Annotated in this window: 13 protein-coding genes and 1 pseudogene; 3 read left to right on the top strand and 11 right to left on the bottom strand. The window is 65.1% G+C overall.

The window, feature by feature from the left end:
- Nucleotides 1-125: 125 nt before the first annotated feature.
- The gene (locus AAFG16_RS21825; RefSeq protein ID WP_342740485.1) at nucleotides 126-698 is read right to left on the bottom strand and encodes a hypothetical protein; all 573 of its coding nucleotides are present in this window, start codon (nucleotides 696-698) and stop codon (nucleotides 126-128) included.
- 179 nt (nucleotides 699-877) lie between these two features.
- On the opposite strand from AAFG16_RS21825, the gene AAFG16_RS21820 reads away from it, so the two are divergent.
- Entirely contained in the window at nucleotides 878-1,264 is a 387-nt protein-coding gene (locus AAFG16_RS21820) for a VOC family protein (protein ID WP_283086284.1), read from the top strand.
- Between the two features lie 49 nt (nucleotides 1,265-1,313).
- Here the strand turns inward: AAFG16_RS21820 and AAFG16_RS21815 are convergent, their stop codons facing one another.
- A complete protein-coding gene (locus tag AAFG16_RS21815; RefSeq protein WP_342740484.1) occupies nucleotides 1,314-1,814 on the bottom strand; it encodes a hypothetical protein in 501 nt (166 codons plus the stop codon).
- 259 nt (nucleotides 1,815-2,073) lie between these two features.
- On the opposite strand from AAFG16_RS21815, the gene AAFG16_RS21810 reads away from it, so the two are divergent.
- Nucleotides 2,074-2,424 carry a GrlR family regulatory protein gene (locus AAFG16_RS21810; protein ID WP_283086282.1) on the top strand — a complete coding sequence of 117 codons (351 nt, stop codon included), beginning with the start codon at nucleotides 2,074-2,076 and terminating at the stop codon, nucleotides 2,422-2,424.
- Here the strand turns inward: AAFG16_RS21810 and AAFG16_RS21805 are convergent, their stop codons facing one another.
- The 9 genes and pseudogenes from AAFG16_RS21805 to AAFG16_RS21765 form a co-directional block, all read right to left on the bottom strand.
- The gene (locus AAFG16_RS21805; protein ID WP_342740483.1) at nucleotides 2,425-5,112 is read right to left on the bottom strand and encodes a PAS domain S-box protein; all 2,688 of its coding nucleotides are present in this window, start codon (nucleotides 5,110-5,112) and stop codon (nucleotides 2,425-2,427) included.
- Between the two features lie 123 nt (nucleotides 5,113-5,235).
- Nucleotides 5,236-6,148, bottom strand: a pseudogene (locus AAFG16_RS21800) (DMT family transporter).
- 78 nt (nucleotides 6,149-6,226) lie between these two features.
- Entirely contained in the window at nucleotides 6,227-7,021 is a 795-nt protein-coding gene (locus AAFG16_RS21795; RefSeq protein ID WP_283086279.1) for an NUDIX hydrolase, read from the bottom strand.
- 4 nt (nucleotides 7,022-7,025) lie between these two features.
- Nucleotides 7,026-7,979, bottom strand: coding sequence for a dihydrodipicolinate synthase family protein (locus AAFG16_RS21790; protein WP_283086278.1), 954 nt, complete (start codon nucleotides 7,977-7,979; stop codon nucleotides 7,026-7,028).
- A 131-nt stretch (nucleotides 7,980-8,110) separates the two neighbouring features.
- Complete coding sequence (locus AAFG16_RS21785; RefSeq protein WP_283086277.1) at nucleotides 8,111-8,989, bottom strand: SDR family oxidoreductase; 879 nt, start codon at nucleotides 8,987-8,989, stop codon at nucleotides 8,111-8,113.
- 152 nt (nucleotides 8,990-9,141) lie between these two features.
- Nucleotides 9,142-10,002 (bottom strand): MaoC family dehydratase, encoded by an 861-nt coding sequence (locus AAFG16_RS21780; RefSeq protein WP_283086276.1) that lies wholly within the window; start codon nucleotides 10,000-10,002, stop codon nucleotides 9,142-9,144.
- Between the two features lie 199 nt (nucleotides 10,003-10,201).
- Nucleotides 10,202-10,591, bottom strand: a complete 390-nt coding sequence (locus tag AAFG16_RS21775; protein WP_342740482.1) for an OB-fold domain-containing protein — start codon at nucleotides 10,589-10,591, stop codon at nucleotides 10,202-10,204.
- Complete coding sequence (locus AAFG16_RS21770) at nucleotides 10,591-11,748, bottom strand: thiolase domain-containing protein (protein WP_342740481.1); 1,158 nt, start codon at nucleotides 11,746-11,748, stop codon at nucleotides 10,591-10,593. Before AAFG16_RS21770 ends, AAFG16_RS21775 begins: the two co-directional genes overlap by 1 nt.
- 912 nt (nucleotides 11,749-12,660) lie before the next feature.
- Nucleotides 12,661-16,152: an indolepyruvate ferredoxin oxidoreductase family protein gene (locus AAFG16_RS21765; protein WP_342740479.1), complete on the bottom strand. Its 3,492-nt coding sequence runs from the start codon at nucleotides 16,150-16,152 to the stop codon at nucleotides 12,661-12,663.
- Nucleotides 16,153-16,446: 294 nt separating this feature from the next.
- On the opposite strand from AAFG16_RS21765, the gene AAFG16_RS21760 reads away from it, so the two are divergent.
- Nucleotides 16,447-17,658, top strand: a complete 1,212-nt coding sequence (locus AAFG16_RS21760; protein ID WP_342740478.1) for a c-type cytochrome — start codon at nucleotides 16,447-16,449, stop codon at nucleotides 17,656-17,658.
- The last annotated feature ends 132 nt before the right edge of the window (nucleotides 17,659-17,790 follow it).

Genomic DNA, 17,790 nt, shown 5'->3' with positions numbered 1-17,790 from the left:
CAACAGGCGATACTCTAATTGGTTCCTAGCTCAGCCCTTTGGTTCAAGTGGCAACGCCAAGATTTTGGCCAAGGGCTGCGGAGGCTGCGGACGGTAACTTTTCCGCTACCGGAGGACGCCGTCTTTCAGGCGCGCCGTGCTGCGACAAGCGAACATTTCGCTTGATCCGCGTTCACGTTGACGAAGCCGACGGAGACGCGCGCAAACGTCTTGCGGCTCTTCATGCTGACCGGCTCGGCCAGCACGCGGGTGCGATCGGTGAGATGGCTGCCGTCGCGTCGGGCGAATGCGCAAACGATCTCGATATCCTTTACGGCATAGTCATTGTCGTTTCGCAGCGTGAACGTCACCAGTGCCTTCGAGCCGAGGCCGCCGCGACGCCAGGTCTGCGATGAAATCCTGAGATGACCGAGTTCAGCCATCGCCGGCGCCTGGGCTTCAGAAGCCGGCGTGACCGCCGCTGCGGCATCACCCGAAGGCGCCGTCTCGACAGATGCGAGCTCCGGCTTTGCCGGCTCGGCGCTGTTGCTCTTAGAAAGAGGCAGCAGCATCCAGACACCGCAGCCGACGATGATGGCCGCCATCAACCATAAAAGGCTGCGGCCGAATGAGACGCTCGCGATCGTCACGCTCCGCGCCAGCCGCTTGCCGGTCCCGGCGAAACGTCCCAACCCGATACGGTCAAGCCTGGCGTTCATCGTTGCACCGATAGCGACCACAGCCCGTTCGACGACAGATCTGGCCGCTATTTACCTTAATCCGGCAGACGAACTAAGGTTCCCGCGCTTCAGACGAGTCGGCAAGGGCGGTGGCGATCACTCCCCGAGGCCGCTAACATGCACTGCAACATCGAAAGCCCCTGTCGGGAGAACAAGAAATGCCAGTCGTCGTCACCTGGGATCACGTCCATCTGCGCAGCCCCGATCCGGAGGCCACGGCGGCCTGGCTGCGGGACATCCTTGGTGGTGAGATCGTACGCGCGCCCGGACGGATCGACGTGAACCTCGGCGGCGCAAAAATCTTCATCGCGCCGCTCGAGGGCGACAACGCCGTCAACCCGCCGCCCCCGCACCCGCATCAAGGCCTCGACCATTTCGGCCTCACGGTGAAGGACATCGACGCCGTCGCGGCCGAGATCAAGGCCAAGGGCGTCACCTTCACGCGCGAGCCGACCACGATCCGCCCCGGCGTGCGCATCTGCTTCATCCGCGGCCCGGAAGGCATCTCCATCGAGTTGCTCGAGCGCGACAAGAAATACACCTGACGCAAGCCGCATCAGGCATCAGCCGCCGCCCGAGCATCGCCGGGTGGCGCTACGTCATGCTACCGGGCATGAAGCAGCGGATGGTCACGCCCGTGTAGCCGTAGATCGGCCACACCATGGTGCGCCCCACCCGGTTCGGCTCCGAGATCACGGCCTCCTCGGGCACGTCGACCCAGACCATCTCCTGCTGCTGCTGGCGGTCGAGCATATAGCCCAGGCGCGGGATGCGGACGCGATAGTGCCCGTCCTTGCTCTCCCAGTCGGTATCCGAGAGCGCCGAGCCGTCGGCATCGGAGCAGCACGGCCCTTTGCCACTGCGCAGGCCGTCGAACCAAGCCTTCAGATCGGCATTGGTGTTGACGAACTGGCCGCGATCGCGCGCGTGCCCGAAAGGGACTGCGAGCGCAATCAGAGCCGCGGCGCAAGCCAGCTTCGTCACGCGTCGCCAGCGTGCCGCGCTGCCAATCCGCCATCGTTCGTTTTTGCAAATCGTGGGACGCGCACTGTACTGACGCGGCTCATCGCCGCCGGAATCGATCCAGTTGCTCACGTTTGTCTTGCTCCAGCACCCCGCGGCCAGTGCAACAATGGTTATGCATTTCGCGGGCCAACTTGATTCGCAATGACTGGCCTCGCCTCATAATGAGACCGTCATATCGGTGTCACAGACAAGCCGGGACAATTACGGTGCGCGTGGCGGGGATAGCTTGCCGGCCGGCAAACTGCCGCGTTGCGTGCGGGATTGCGCTTTGGCATAAAAGCTTTACCGGTTGCCCCATTGGGCGATGGCGGCCGGCCTACGGGACGTTATGAAGAACGGCCTCTATTCGATTCACGTGAGTCTGCTCGATGGTCGAGTCGGCAAGGGCAGCGGCGTGATTCTTTTTCGCGACGGCAGGATTCTTGGCGGCGACGCCTACCTGTTTTACACCGGCAGCTACATCGTGAAGGACAACACCTTCAAGGGTGAGGTGCTGGTGCAGCGCCACACCTCGCCACGGGGTGACGACAATCCCCTGTTCGGCGGCCCTGCCCCGGTCGGCATCGGCGTCAGCGGGACCTTCACGGACACTCGCGCGGAGATGACCGGCACGGCTCTCGTCGGCAAGGCCAGCCAGATCTTCGGCGCCACCCTGCACCGGCTCGCTGACGCGGATTAGCTATTCCGCCGCCTGCTCAAGCGGCGCCGTGCGCGGCAGGATGATCTGGATACGCGTGCCGCTGCCCGGCTCGGAATCGAGATCGAGCCGCCCGCCGAGGCGGTTGGTGACGATGCTGTAGACGATGTGCAGCCCGAGACCGGTGCCACCCTGGTCGCGCCTTGTCGTAAAGAACGGATCGAATGCGCGGCGGCGGACGTCGAGCGACATGCCGCAGCCATTGTCCGAGAAGATGATCTCGACATTGTCCTTGCCGGACTCGCGCACCTGGATGTCGATGGTCCCGGGACGGCCGTCCGGGAAGGCGTGTGCCACCGAATTGAGAAACAGGTTGGTCAGCACCTGGCCGTAGGGACCGGGATAGCTGTTCATGGTGAGGTCCGGCTGGCACTCGACATTGAGCGTCAGATTGTGCTTGCGCAGGCCCGGCCGCAAACTCATCACCACCTGCTCGGTGAGATCGCCGAGATCGAACATGCGCTGATCCGAATAGTTGCGGTCGGCCGCGACCTGCTTGAACGACTGGATCAGCTCGGCGGCGCGGTTGAGATTGGAAACGAGCTGCGAGGACGCATCGCGGCTGGTGTTGAGGAAGTCGTTGAGCGTGGAGCGGCGAAGCTCGCCGCGCTCGACCTCGGAGGTAAAGGTCGCAGTCTTGCGCTCCAGCGCGGAGGCGACCGTGAGGCTGATGCCGACGGGATTGTTGACCTCGTGCGCGACGCCGGCGACGAGGCGTCCGAGCGCAGCAAGCTTCTCCGCCTCGATCAGCGAGGCCTGGGTCTCGCGCAGATTGCGCAGCGCGGTCTCGGCGGATTCCTTGGCCTTGCGCATCTCCTGCTCGCCGCGCTTGCGCTCGCCGATGTCGAGCGCGACGGTGACGATCCGCTCGATCTCGCCCTCGGCATCGAGCAGCGGCAGCTTGTTGACCAGCCATTGCCGCATGTTGCCGGCGGCGTCCTTGTACTCTTCCTCGTAGAAGCCGAGCCCCTTGCGCAGCCTGAGCACGCGCTTGTCGTTCTCGTCGGTCTTGGCCGCGCCGTAGCGCGACATCAGGTCCGCGGTGGTGCGGCCGAGCGCATCGCCGGGCTCGATGCCGAAGATGCCGGCCATGTAGCGGTTCATCAGCACATAGCGCAGGTCGCGGTCCTTGACGTTGATCACCGCGGGCACGGTATCGATGACCTGCTGGAGCAGGCGCCGGCCTTCGGCGATGGCGTCTTCCGCCCGCTTCTGGTCGGTGATGTCGCGCAGCGTGCCCTCGTAGCGGACGATGTTGCCGGCTTCGTCCCGCACGCCGGTGGCGCTATCGGAGAGCCACAGGATGTTGCCGCTGCGCTGGCGCACCTGGTACTCGAACTCGCGCACCATGCCGTCGCGCGCCATCAGCCGCTGGTACTCGTCGCGCGCCTCGGGAAGGACGTAGATGGTGTGGGCGATGTCGTTGATGCTGTCGATCAGGTGCTGCGGGCTGTCATAGCCCATCATCCGCGCCAGCGCCGGATTGGCGTTGAGGAGGTCGCCGGCCGGCGTCGTCACGTAGATGCCGTCGACCGAGCCCTCGAACAGCTTCCGATAGCTCTCTTCCGCGAGGCGCTGCTCGGTGAGCGCGCGCACCGCCGCCTCGCGCGCGGTGTCGGCCTCCTCCAGGGCGCGGCGGAACACTTCGGCTGCGCGCGCGATGTCGCCGATCTCGTTGTCGAGGTCGGCAGACGGGATCGAGGTGTTCTTCTCGCCGGCCGCAAGCGCGCGAATGGATCGCGCGATCTTTGCCAGCGGCCGGACGGTCCGCCGTACCACGAAGGCGGCCGCGACCATGCCGATCAGCACGCCGACGCTTCCGAGCACGATGCTCTGCCACCGCGCCTCCGCAAGCGTCCGGGCGAAGTCGCGCGACAGCACGTGGCCGCGGCGGTCGCTGACATCGCGCAGCAGTTCGGTGACGCGGCCGATCAGCCGGCCCTCGGTACCCAGCACCTCGCGGTCGATGTCGGCGATCTGCCGCTCCCGGACGGCGACTGCGATGATGGCCTCGGCATAGTCGTTGACGGCCGTCCTCAACCCGCTGTCGGCGATGTCCATCGTCCGCATGCCCTGCGCCGCCTGCTCGGCCGCGGACGGGTTCCGCGCCAGCAAGCCGAGCGCGATCCGGCTCTGCGCCTCGGACAGGCGGGAGGCCAGCTCGCGGTCCGCGGCGCCCAACACGGCCGCGTCGAACCGGTCGCGCAGCGGCGGCAGGCCGGCGAGCAGCTGGGCGCGGCGGTCGATCAGGGTCGAGATCCGCTCCAGGCCACTGCGATAGGTCGCAAGGCGCTCGGTGACCCCGTCGATCATGTCCTGCTGCTCGGGCGCGAGCTCGATGCGGGTCTTCTTCAGGATGTCGCTGAGGGTCGAGGCCGCCTCGCCCACCTGCTTGAACTGGATGCCGGCGCCGGGATCGGTGACGAAGTCGCGCGCGGCGAGCCGCAGCTCGTTCATGCGGCGATCGATGTCCTCGGCGAGGTCGCCGACGCTCTGGAGCCGCTGGAGCTCGGCGAAGGTCGTGTCAATGTGCCGGATCGCGATCACGCTCGCGGTCGAGGTGACGATCATCACCGCCAGCACCAGGAGGAAGCTGCCGAAGGTGAGCTGGCCGATGGAGAGCGAGAATGTTCGCTTTTTCTCAGGGGTCGGCGTCAATTCGGCGGACATTGGTGTTTTGAGGACCGGGCTACTGGTAGCCCAATATACGACGTATTGCAGGCCCGGGGGAACATGCCTCGGGACGTCCAATATCCTTAATATTCCGGCCTACCGCCCTCCTCCGCCTCGACTTTATGACGCCTGGGCGCTGGCCGGCCGGCGGGCGGGGATCGTCATGGCGGCGACGCCGAGGACGACGCAGGCGAGCTCGATCCAGGCGGTCCGGCTCAGGGTCTCGCCAAGGAAGGCGACGCTGATGGCGACCCCGATGGGGACGCGCAGATACGCCTGCGCGGTGGTTCCGACCGAGCCCAGGGTCTGGATCAGGCGGAAGTAGATCGCGAACGCCGCCGCGGTCGAGAATACGGCGAGCGCGAGCAAGGCCAGCACCGAGCTCAGCGAGGGCGTTACCGTCCAGGGCTGCTCGACGACCAGCGAGGCCGGGGTCAGCACCGCCGCCCCCGCCAGCAGCGAGCCGGCGGCAGGCGCCATGGGATCGAGGCCTTTAAAACTGCGGCCGAAGATCGCGGCGCAGGCATAGCAGACGGTGGCGACGATCGCGGGCCTCCGCAACGATGCCGCTGCCGACGTCATGGACCGCATCGACGCCGACGATCAGCAGGATGCCAGCCATGCCGGCGACCACGCCGAACAGCTTTCGCGGTGTCGTCGCCTCGTGGCGGGTGACGATTGCGGTGAGCAGGAAGGTGAAGATCGGGCCGGCCGAGTTGAGGATGGTGGCAAGCGCGGCATCGACGTGGCGCTCGCCCCAGGCGATCAGGGTCCAGGGGATGACGCTGTTGAGCACGGCCTGGAACGCGAATCGCTGCCAAGTCGCCGCATCGGTCGGCATCCGGATGCCCCTCACCCACATCACGAGCAGCAGCAGCAGCCCCGCAATGGCGGTCCGCGCCGCGATCAGCGTGATCGGCGGGATGGTGGCGACACCGAGCTTGATGAAGGTGTAGGAGCCGCCCCAGAGCGTCGCGAGCATAACCAGCAGCGCCAGCTCGACGGCGATGTTGGTGTCCTGCCTCGTATCCATGATGCGCCCGTCCATTCCGCAATGGACGGAACCTAGCGCGTTCGCGCTCCCCAATACTTCGTTGCGTGTCGAAGTGTACTAGCCGACCGCCCCGACCTCGAACACCTCGCCATCATAGCCGGCCTCGCGGGGGATGCGGAGCTGGCGGCCGGTTTCGGTCTTGGTCATCACAGGCATCACCGTGACGATGGACATGCCGCGGGCGTGCTCGATCGCGGCGTTCACGTTTGGCTGCTTGGCGAGCCGGATCAGATTGCGCGTGGTCGGGAACGGCAGCTTGAAGCGGCCGCTCTCGCCGCCCTCCACCGCCTCGCGCGGCGAGACCCAGATCGAATCGGTGGACTCGCGGCCGTCATGCGCGCCGAGCTGGTCCGGCGGCGCGGCCGCCAGGAAGAACCAGGTGTCGAACCGCTTCGGCATGCCCTCGGGCGTGATCCAGTGCGCGTAGGGCACGAGCGTGTCCAGCGCGAGCTGGAGGCCGTTGTCGGCGAGAATGCTGAGGAAGCTGATCTTGTGCTCGTTGAGCGCGATGCGATGCTTGTCCGCGATCTCGCCAGCCCGCTTCGCATTGATCGGCGTGCCGGAGTCTTTGGAGCGCGCGAGCAGGATGCCGCTCTCCTCAAAAGTCTCGCGGATCGCGGCGATCCGAAAACCGCGGTCCGCTTCGCTCAAGCCCTCGCCGCCCGAATAGAGGTCGGCGCGGGCGACGATCTCGTTGTCGCCGGCATCGACGCTGCCGCCCGGAAACACCAGCGCGCCCGAGTTGAACTCGATCTGATGATGGCGAACCATCATGAAGACTTCGATTTCCTTCGCGCCATCGCGCAGCAGGAGGATCGTCGACGCCGGGCGTGATGCTGATGTTTCTGGCATTCAACTAACCTGCGGCGCTGGATTGCGGGCCGAGATTGGCGCGCTTGTCGAAACGGGCGACGCGCGACAGGAGATAGTCGACCTCGGCCTTCGCCGTCGCCGTCATCGTCGCGCCGGGCTTGCGCTGCGCGCTGGAGGCAATGATGCCGCGCTTCTGGAGCACGTATTTGCGCACGGTGAGGCCGACGCCGGGCTGCTGCTCGTAGCGGATCAGAGGCAGATGCGCGTCGAAGATGTCATGTGCGGCATCGCGCTTGCCGGCCTTGGAAAGGTTCACGACGTCGATCAGGAGTTCGGGGAAGGCGTAGCCGGTCATGGCGCCGTCGGCACCGCGCTCCATCTCGAAATCGAGGAACGTGCCGCCATTGCCGCAGAGGATCGAGAGCGGACGCAGCGAGCCATCCTTCTGGAAGCCGCGCAGGGTCGAGATCTTCTCCAGTCCCGGCCAGTCCTCGTGCTTGAGCATCACGCAGTTCGGATTGTCCATGACGATCTTGCGGATCACCGAGGGGGTGAACACCACCGAGAGCGTCAGCGGATAATCCTGGAGCACCCAGGGAATATCGGGGCCGATCGCCTCGGCAGCCTGCTTGAAATAGCCGACGATCTGGTCGTCGGTGCGAAGCGACGGCGGCGGCGCGATCATGACGCCGGCCGCGCCCGCATCCATCGAGGCCTTCGCCAGCGAGCGCATGGTGGCAAAGCCCGGTGCGGAGACGCCGACGATCACCTGCATCTTCTTGGCGCGCTTGACGTAACGCACCGCCACCTGCTCGGCCTCGGCGGCGTCTAACTTCGGGGCCTCACCCAGGATGCCCAGCACCGTGACGCCGTCGCAGCCGACCTCCTCGTAGAAATCGGTCAGGCGGTCGATCGAGCGCTCGTCGATCCGGCCGTCGTCGTGGAACGGCGTCGGCGCGATTGCGAAAGTGCCCTTGGCGTCGGCGGTGAGTTTCATCTAGTCCTCGTCTCTCTCTCTCTCTATCTGTCATTCCGGGGCGCGACGTAGTCGCGAGCCCGGAATCCATAACCACGATCCGGAGTATGGATCCCGGGCTCACGCTTCGCGTGCCCCGGGATGACGGCCTTCTAAAACCTCCGCGCCCCCATCTTGATCTGCTCCTCGGAGAAGAAGATCTCCTTGGCATGATCGACGATGTCCTGGGCGTTCCAGCCCGTGTGCGGCGGCTTCCAGCCTTCCATCTCCATCATCCGCATTTCGCGCACGCCGCGGGGCCCGGACACGCCCAGCACCTTGCCGGTCTGGTCGCCCGACAAATCGCTGACCATGTATAGCACGGCCGGCGCGATGCCGTCCGGCCCCAGCGCCGCCGAGGGGTTCTCCTTATAGCGGGGCAGGTCTGCGGTCATGCGGGTCAGCGCGCCCGGGGCCAGCGTCCAGATCCGGATGTTGTACTTCCGGCCCTCGATCGCCAGCACGTTGGACAGGCCCCAGATGCCGCCCTTCGCCGCGCCGTAATTGGTCTGGCCGAAATTGCCGATCAGCCCTGATGTCGAGGAAGTGTTGACGATGACGCCGCCGCCGTTTTCCCGCATCCAGCGAAATACCGGCATGGTGCAACAAAAGGTACCCTTCAGGTGGACCTTGATGACCTTGTCCCAGTCGGCCTCGCTGGCCTTGGCAAAGGTCTGGTCGCGCAAAATGCCGGCATTGTTGACGAGGATGTCGGCCCGACCAAAGTGCTTGATGGCGTCGTCGAACACCGACTGGCCGCCCTCCATGGTGGAGATGTCGGCACCGTTGGCGACCGCCTTGCCGCCCTCGGCCTTGATCGCATCCACCACAAGCTGCGCCATCGACTTGTCAGCACCGGAGCCGTCGCGGGGACCGCCGAGATCGTTGACGACGACCGAGGCCCCTTCTCGCGCGAACAGTTTTGCGTAGGCCTCACCGAGCCCCCCGCCCGCGCCGGTGATCAGCGCAACCTTGCCGTCGAGTAGTCCCATGGTGGCTTCTCCCTGTTTTTGTTTCTTGCTCCGTCCTGGCCGGGCTTGTCCCGGCCATCCACGAACTTGGCCGCCAATTGCACGAAAGAACGTGGATGCCCGGGACAAGCCCGGGCATGACGAAATAATTCAGAGCGACGCAAGCGGCCCGCCTAACCCAGCACCGTCTTGCCGTTCTTGATCACGGTGACACCGCGCGACTTCACCTTGGCTTCGAACGAGATCACGTTGCCGTCCTTCCAGAGGTCCATGGTGACGGTCTCGCCGGGATAGACGGGCGAAGAGAACCGCGCGACGTGCTGGCGGAAGGCGGAAGCGTCATAGTCGGCATAGGTCTGAAGCACGCCGCGGCAGGTGATGCCGTAGGTGCACATGCCGTGCAGGATCGGGCGCGGGAAGCCGGCCTTCTTGGCAAACTCGGGATCGCTGTGCAGCGGATTGCGGTCGCCGCAGAGGCGATAGACCAGCGCCTGATCGGGGCGCGTGACGATATCGATCGTCTTGTCGGGGCTGCGCGAGGGGATCTTGTGCGGATCGGGCTGGGTCAAGTTCGGCCCGCCGAAGCCGCCGTCACCGCGGGCGAAACGCGAGGCGACGAGTGTCGCGAGCTTCTCGCCCTTCTCGTTCTTGAGCACGGTCTGGTGCGCGATAACGACGCCCTTGTCCTTGCCCTTGTCGTAGACCTCGAGCACGGAGGAGTCTGCGGTGATGTTGGCGGCCACCGGCAGCGGCTGATGGAAGGTGATGTCGCGCTCGCCGTCCACCACCATCACGCGGTTGAGATTCATCTCGCCCGGTCCCGAGCCCCAGGCCGCGACGGAGGCGAAGGTCGGCACCACCTTCAGCGGCCGTGGCGTGAACGTGCCCTCGTTGACGAAGGCGAGCTCGTTCTCGTCCATCGGATCGGCGCCGAGGCCGATGCCATAGGCGTAGAGCATCACTTCGCGATCGCCGTAGGAATATTTCTGGCCGAGGTTTTTCAGGCCTTTGAGTTCTTCGTATCTGGCGGACATTTTGTTTGTTTCCTCCCGCAATTTCACCGGCGCTCATTGATGCGCCCTCTCCCCTTGTGGGAGAGGGCTACGAGGTGCCGGCCACGTACTCGTTTGGGTGAGGGGTTGGCTCCGCATTGAACGCCTTCTCCGCGGAGCGATACCCCTCATCCGGCGCTTCGCGCCACCTTCTCCCACAAGGGGAGAAGGAAGAAAGCAACTACACCGGCGTGAAGAACGGCAGCGGCGCGCCGTCGGTCGGCTTGAACACCACCTTCACCTTCTGGCCGATCTTGAGCTTCTCGAGATCGCAGTCGACGAAGTTCGTCTGCACGGACGGGCCTTCCTTCAGCGTGACGTAGCCGATGGCATAGGGGCCGGTCGGCGACTTCCGCATCAGGCTGTAGGTATAGATCGTGCCTTCGCCCGATGCCTCCTCCCACACCGTCTTGTCGGAGTAGCAGAACGGGCAGATCGAGCGCGGGAAGTAATGCGCTTCGCCGCAGGCGGTGCAGCGCTTGATCATGAACTTGCCCTGTTTCGCCGCGTCCCAGAACGCGGCGGTCTCGGGATTCGTCACGGGGGCCGGATATTTCTTTGCATCTACCATCACACGCGCTCCAGAATGGCCGTCGAGGCGGCGTGGCGAACACCCAGAAGACCGCCGGTGCCGTGAGCGATGGCGAGATCGCAATTTTTCACCTGCACCTTCGGATGCGCCTCGCCGCGCAGCTGCCGCACGGCCTCGATGATCTTGGTCATGCCGCCGCGGTTGACCGGATGATTGCTGCAGAGGCCGCCGCCATCGGTGTTGAATGGCAGCTTGCCGACGCCCGAGATCAGATTGCCGTCGGCGACGAACTTGCCGCCCTCGCCCTTCTTGCAGAAGCCGAGGTCCTCGAGCTGCATCAAGACGGTGATGGTGAAGCTGTCATAGATCGAGGCGTATTTGATGTCCTTCGGCGTGATGCCGGCCTCCTCGAACGCACGCGGACCGGACCAGACGCCGGCGGAGTAAGTGAGATCGAGATCCTTGCCGCCGCGCGGGCCTTTCATGGCTTCGCCATGGCCGATCAGGCGCACCTGCGGCTTCTTCAGGCTTTTCGCGATCTCCGGCGTCGTCACGATCAGCGCGCCGCCGCCGTCGGAGACGACGCAGCAATCCATGCGATGCAGGGGATCGGAGATCATTGGCGAGTTGAGCACGTCCTCGACGGTGACGACGTCCTTGAGCATCGCATGCGGATTGTATTGCGCGTGATGCGAGGCCGCGACCTTGATCCAGGCGAGCTGCTCGCTGGTGGTGCCATAGTCGTGCATGTGGCGCATGGCACACATGCCATAGGCATTGTGCGTGGTCGCGCCGTACGCGGACTCGAAATCGACCTCGGCGCCAGCCGCACGCGGCGGCATCACGCCGGTGCGCGGCTTGCCCGCGAGCGTGATCAGCGCGATCGAGCACTTGCCTGCGGCGATCGCCTCGGCGGCATGGCCGAGATGAATGATGTAGGAACAGCCGCCGGTCTCGGTGGAATCGACGTGGCGGAGCTTCTTGGTGTTCAGGCCGAGATAGTCGACCATCGGCCAGGCGCCGCCGGGCGCATCGCCCGCGCAGAAATAGCCGTCGACATCGTCCTTGCTGATCCCGGCATCCTCGATCGCACCCTTGGCGACCTCGGCATGGAGCTGGGCGGTGGATTTGTCCGGCGCATGCCGGGTCGGGTGTTCGTAGATCCCGGCAATGTAGGCTTTGCCCTTGATGGTCAAAACAGAGGTCTCCGCTCGCGTTTCTTCTTGGCTCGTTTTTCTGAACCGCACTGGCCTGATTGGCAAGCGCGGAAATATTCCGTCGCGCGAGAGGGCAGCGGATTGGCGCAAGTGGGGTGATGCTCTCGTGTCCCGGACGCGCTGCAACGCCTGGGCGTTGCTGCGCAGAGCCGGGACCCATGCCACCTCGCACTCGTTGCGAGATGGGCCCCGGCTGTGCAGCGCATCACTACGTGCTGCGCAGCGTCCGGGGCACGAGACCTTGCCTTGCAGACACACCCCCGCATCCTCGCGGCGGGTTCGCCCGAGCTTTGCTTCCGTCTTGCTCCCTCTCGAAACAGAGGGCGCAGGGAAGACCGGGTGCCGGCTGGGCACCCACGGTCCGCTGTGCGCGAATGCGCGAAGAACAGATGCACAGCGGCATACAGGTGAAGCCAAACATCCGGCCTTCCCTGCGCAGTGGCTTTACGGCTTATGTCGCGCTCTCCCCGGGGAGCGATGCACTATTGCCCCCGTCGGCTTGCGAGCGATCGCAAGACTTGACGCACAGACCCCGGGCGTCAGGACCACACGATTTTGCCGTACGCGAGACCGCGCCCGTCGTGCCGCGAGACAATCGCTCGCGTGACGCAGCCCGCGTCCACCGCCGCTCACCCCGCGTTTCGTGACGATCGCGATACGCCCCTCTGACTGGGATGAGGCGATGGACGAATACGATAATTCCGAATTTCGGTAAAGCGGAATGTTTTTGTGCCGGTGGATTGACCCATGGCGTGGGTGCTTTGCCCGACGGGCAACGCAAGGGATGGTGCCGTAGGGTGGGCAAAGCGAAGCGTGCCCACGTTTTCGTCGTGATCAATGACAGATGGTGGGCACGGCGCTTTGCGCCTTTGCCCACCCTGCGGGACTGCCCTACTCGGCTGCGATCTGCCGTGGCGCGGGCGGCGGGTTCGCCAGATCCGCGGCGAGCTGGGCGTAGCGGGCCTTGGCGTCCTGAACCGCTTTCTCCTTCACCGGGCCGTAGCCGCGGATGCGGTCGGGCAGTGACAAGAGTTCAACCGCGGTATCGACCGTAACCGGCGACAGCAGGCCGAGCACGGTGGCGACGTCCTTCTCGTAGCCGGCGATCAGGTCGCGCTCGAGCTTGCGGTCGGCGCTGCGGCCGAAGATGTCGAAGGGCGTACCGCGCAGGAACTTGAACTTCGCCAGCACACGGAATGCCTTCAGCATCCACGGGCCGAAGGCGCGCTTCTTCGGGCGGCCGAGCGCATCGACGCCACTCGCCAGGATCGGCGGCGCCAGGTTGAAGCTGAACTTGAAGTCGCCCTCGAACTGGTCGCGCAGCTGCTGCTCGAAGGCACCGTCGGTGAAGAGACGCGCGACTTCGTATTCGTCCTTGTAGGCCAAGAGCTTGGCGTAGTTCACCGCGACCGCGCGCGGCAGCGCTTCGCCAAAACCGCCCTGCTTCGCGGCATCGCGAACCTGGTCGATCAGCTTGCGATAGCGTTTGGCAAGGCGGCCGTTCTGGTAGGCGGTCAGATGCTTGGCGCGATGCTCGATGACCTCGTCGAGCGTCATGGCATCAAGCGTCTTCGGCGCGACCACCTCATCCGTGCCCTTCAGCATCTCCGCAAGGCGCGCGGGATCGGCGACCGCGAGGCGGCCGAGGCGGAAGGCTTCCTTGTTCATCTTGATCGAGACGCCGTTGACCTCGATCGCCTGCTCGATCGCCTCCGCCGACAGCGGCAACAGGCCCTTCTGATAGGCATAGCCCATCATCATCATGTTGGTGGCGATGCTGTCGCCGAGCAGCTGCTCGGCGGGCTTGGTGAAGTCGAAGAACGCCGAGTCCTTGTGCAGCGCCGTCTCCAGCAGGCCGTTCAGCTTGCGGGTCTGGAAATTGAAGTCGCGGTTGAGGATGAAGTCGGCGGTGGGAATGACGTGGCTGTTGATGATGCCGCGGGTGCGGCTGGTGTCGCACAGCGAGATCGTATCCTTGGCGACCGCGACCACCTCGTCGGCGGCGAGCACGAGATCGGCCGTGCCGGTGACGATGCGTGAGCACGTCACCTCCGCCGGATGATCCGACAGGCGGACGTGGCTGAGCACCGCGCCGCCCTTTTGCGCCAGACCGGACATGTCGAGGATCATCGAGGCCTTGCCCTCGATATGGGCGGCCATGCCGAGCAGCGCACCGATGGTGAGCACGCCGGTGCCGCCGACGCCGCCGACCGCGATGTTGTAGGGCTTGTCCAGCGACGGGCGCGAGGCCGGCTCGGGCAGCGCACCGATCTCGGCGAATTCGGCCGGCGCGCGGTGGCGCGGCGCGCCGCCGTCGATGGTGACGAAGGACGGACAGAAGCCTTTGAGGCAAGAATAGTCCTTGTTGCAGGACGACTGGTTGATGGCGCGCTTGCGGCCGAACTCGGTCTCCAGCGGCTCGACCGAGATGCAGTTCGACTGCACCGAGCAGTCGCCGCAGCCCTCGCAGACGGCCGGATTGATCATGATGCGGCGCGCCGGATCCTCCATCAGGCCGCGCTTGCGGCGGCGGCGCTTCTCGGCGGCGCAGGTCTGCACGAAGACGATGGCGGACGTGCCCTTGAACTCGCGGCACATCTTCATGACGTTCTGGAGCTCGTCGCGATGATATTTCTTGACGCCCGGCGCGATGGTGTCGGCGGGATAGGCGTCCGGGTTTTCCGAGACCAGATAGATCTCGCGGATGCCCTCGGCGTGGAGCTGGGCCATGATCTTCTCGGGCGAAAGATCACCGTCATGGCGCTGGCCGCCGGTCATGGCGACGGCGTCGTTGTAGAGGATCTTGTAGGTGATGTTGGCCTTGGAAGCGACCGCCTGGCGGATGGCGAGAATGCCGGAGTGGAAATAGGTGCCGTCGCCGAGGTTGGCGAAGATATGGTTCTCGTTGGTGAAGGGCGCGATGCCGACCCACGGCACACCCTCGCCGCCCATATGGGTGAAGGTCTCGGTCGAGCGGTCCATCCACAGCGCCATGAAGTGACAGCCGATGCCGGCGAGCGCGCGGCTGCCTTCGGGGACCTTGGTCGATGTGTTGTGGGGACAGCCGGAACAGAAATACGGTACGCGGGAAACAGGCGGCGTCGCCTGCATCTGGGTGGCCTGGCGGCCGTTAAACCAGTCGGCCTTGGCGCGAAGCATCTCGGCGATCTCGGGGTTGAGATCGAGCTTGAGAAGCCGCTCGGTAAGCGAGGTCGCGAGCGAGGCGACGCTGAGCTCGGCGGCGAAGGTGAGGAAGCGCTTGTCGTGCTCGTCCATCTTGCCGACGATGCGCGGGCGGACATCGTCGCGCCAGTTGAATAGCTCCTGCTTGACCTGGTTCTCGACGATCTCGCGGCGTTCCTCGACGATGAAGATCTCTTCGAGGCCGACGGCGAAGTTGCGCACGCCCTCCGGCTCCAGCGGCCAGGGCATGCCGATCTTGTAGAGGCGAAGGCCGATTTTTGCGGCGACTTCCTCGGTGATCCCCAGCTCGCGCAGCGCCTGGCGCACGTCCTCATAGCTCTTGCCCGAGGCCATGATGCCGAAGCGGGCGTTCGGCGAATCCATGGTGATGCGGTTGACCTTGTTGGCGCGGGCAAAGGCGATCGCGGCAAAGCCCTTGTAGTCCTGCAGGCGGCGGTCCTGCTCGAAGCGGTCGTCGGGCCAGCGCAGGTTGAGGCCGCCGGGCGGCAGCTCGAAATCGGTGGGGATGATGAAGGGCTTCATCTCGTCGGTGAGGTCGATCTCGGCGGTGGTTTCCACCGTCTCGGTGATCACCTTCATGCCGACCCAGCAGCCGGAATAGCGCGACATCGCGATGCCGAGCAGGCCCATCTCGATCATCTCGTGGATGCTCGAGGGATAGAGATAAGGCATCAGCGCGGAGATGAAGGCGTGATCGGACTGATGCGGAACCGTGGAGGATTTTGCGCCGTGGTCGTCGCCGGCAAGGCAGAGCACGCCGCCATTCTTGGCGGAGCCGGCGGCATTGCCGTGGCGGAACACGTCGCCGCAGCGGTCGACGCCGGGGCCCTTGCCGTACCAGATGCCGACCACGCCGTCATATTTGGCGCCGGGCGAGAGGTTGAGCTGCTGCGAGCCCCAGACGGCCGTGGCCGCCAGATCCTCGTTCACGCCGGGCTGGAACTTGATGTTGTACTGTTCGAGATGCTTGCGGGCGGCGAAGAGCTGCTGGTCGTAGCCGCCAAGCGGCGAGCCGCGATAGCCGGAGATGAAACCCGCGGTGTTGAGGCCGTTGGCGCGGTCGCGCCGGATCTGGGCCATGGGAAGGCGGACCAGGGCCTGGATGCCCGTGGTGAAGACATGTCCGGTTTGTTGGGTATATTTTTGGTCGAGACTGATCGGACCCTGGTTGATGCCCATGCTGTCCTCGTTTTGCCGCCCTGTTCAGGCACTTGTTGCTTTAGGTCGCTTAAGCCGTTGCCTGCCCGTTGTTTTTAGCTAGGGCGCGCCGACCACCTTCGCCACTCTATGTCGGATATTTCACGCTCCGCATCACAAATCTGGACCAAAGGGAGCGCCGGGTAAAAATCGCAATTTCGTGGCCGGAAGCACACCGGGGATTTTCAATTTGTGTCACCATACCCCCGTCGTCGCGAAATGAATCGATGGCCGATCCTGCGGGATGCGGGCCATTGGTCGCAGGAGAGACCGGGCATGCGGACGATTCTGGCAGTGATCGCGTTGTGCAGTGCAGTTGCGAGCGCGGCTTTCGCCGCCGATCCTTCGCCAGAGCTGATCGCCTATGGCAAGACGCTGGTCGAGGCCGGCGGCTGCGCGGGCTGCCACACCGCCGATCCGGCGCGGCCGTTCGCGGGCGGCACGCGCATCGACACGCCCTTCGGCGCGGTCTATGCGCCGAACCTGACGCCCGACCGCGACACCGGGATCGGCGCCTGGGCGGATGCCGATTTCACCCGCGCGCTCCGCACCGGCATCGCGCCTGACGGCTCGTACTATTATCCGGCGTTCCCCTATCCCTACTTCACCAAGATGACGAAGGAAGACACGCTGGCGATCCGCGCCTATCTCGGCACGCTGGCGCCGGTGGTGAACCGCAACAAGCCGCCGGAGCTGCGCTGGCCGTTCGGCTATCGCCGTCTGATGCGGGTCTGGAACGCCTTCTATTTCAAGCCCAGCCTGTTCGAGCCGGACCAGAGCCAGAGCGCGGCATGGAACAGAGGCGGCTATCTCGTCACCGGGCTCGCCCATTGCGGCGCCTGCCACACCCCGAAGAACTATTTTGGCGCGGACAAGGCCGCGCAGGCGCTCTCCGGCAACGAGGTCGGCGGCTGGTACGCGCCACGGCTCGACGGCGCCGCGCGCACCGGGCTGAAGTCATGGAGCGTCGAGGACATCGCCGAATATCTCCAGAGCGGACGTAATGCCAAGAGTCATGCCGACGGGCTGATGGCCGAGGTGGTCGTCAACTCGACCTCGAAAATGAGCGATGCCGACGTGACGGCGATCGCGCTCTATTTGAAGAGCCTGCCGCCGTCACGGCGCGAGAGCATCGTGACGCCGCCCGACGAGGCCGAGATGAAAGCTGGCCAGGCCATCTACGCAAAGCTCTGCATCGCCTGTCATGAGGCCGACGGCTCGGGCGCGCCGCGGATCTATCCGCCGCTGCCCGGCAACGCGCTGCTGCAATCAGTCAATCCGTCCTCGACCTTGCGCATCATCCTCGACGGCGCCCACACCGTGACGACGCCGCGGGCGCCCAACACCGGCGAGATGCCCGCTTATGCCAAGCAGCTGTCGAACGACGAGATCGCGGCGGTGACGAACTATATCCGCAACTCCTGGGGCAATGCCGGCCCGATGGTGACGCCGGCGCAGGTGGCGAAGGCAAGGAAGGAGAAGCCGTAGTTGGTCCTCTCCGAATTCAGGAGATCGTCATGCCCGGGCTTGTCCCGCCTGCGCGGCCGAAGCCGCTTCGGCGAGGCGAAGGCCCGGGCATCCACGTTCTTCTTGCCGCGGTAAGGTCGTGGATGGCCGGGA

This window comes from Bradyrhizobium sp. B117 (genome assembly GCF_038969555.1).
In the GTDB taxonomy this organism is placed as follows: Bacteria; Pseudomonadota; Alphaproteobacteria; order Rhizobiales; family Xanthobacteraceae; genus Bradyrhizobium.
The sequence above is the reverse complement of the archived record's forward strand: the minus strand, read 5'-3'. Positions and strand labels throughout refer to the sequence as shown.

Coding starts and splice junctions, on each gene's coding strand:
- AAFG16_RS21825 (WP_342740485.1), bottom strand. CDS start 698: ATGAACGCCAGGCTTGACCGTATCGGGTTGGGACGTTTCGCCGGGACC.
- AAFG16_RS21820 (WP_283086284.1), top strand. CDS start 878: ATGCCAGTCGTCGTCACCTGGGATCACGTCCATCTGCGCAGCCCCGAT.
- AAFG16_RS21810 (WP_283086282.1), top strand. CDS start 2,074: ATGAAGAACGGCCTCTATTCGATTCACGTGAGTCTGCTCGATGGTCGA.
- AAFG16_RS21805 (WP_342740483.1), bottom strand. CDS start 5,112: ATGTCCGCCGAATTGACGCCGACCCCTGAGAAAAAGCGAACATTCTCG.
- AAFG16_RS21795 (WP_283086279.1), bottom strand. CDS start 7,021: ATGCCAGAAACATCAGCATCACGCCCGGCGTCGACGATCCTCCTGCTG.
- AAFG16_RS21790 (WP_283086278.1), bottom strand. CDS start 7,979: ATGAAACTCACCGCCGACGCCAAGGGCACTTTCGCAATCGCGCCGACG.
- AAFG16_RS21785 (WP_283086277.1), bottom strand. CDS start 8,989: ATGGGACTACTCGACGGCAAGGTTGCGCTGATCACCGGCGCGGGCGGG.
- AAFG16_RS21780 (WP_283086276.1), bottom strand. CDS start 10,002: ATGTCCGCCAGATACGAAGAACTCAAAGGCCTGAAAAACCTCGGCCAG.
- AAFG16_RS21775 (WP_342740482.1), bottom strand. CDS start 10,591: ATGGTAGATGCAAAGAAATATCCGGCCCCCGTGACGAATCCCGAGACC.
- AAFG16_RS21765 (WP_342740479.1), bottom strand. CDS start 16,152: ATGGGCATCAACCAGGGTCCGATCAGTCTCGACCAAAAATATACCCAA.
- AAFG16_RS21760 (WP_342740478.1), top strand. CDS start 16,447: ATGCGGACGATTCTGGCAGTGATCGCGTTGTGCAGTGCAGTTGCGAGC.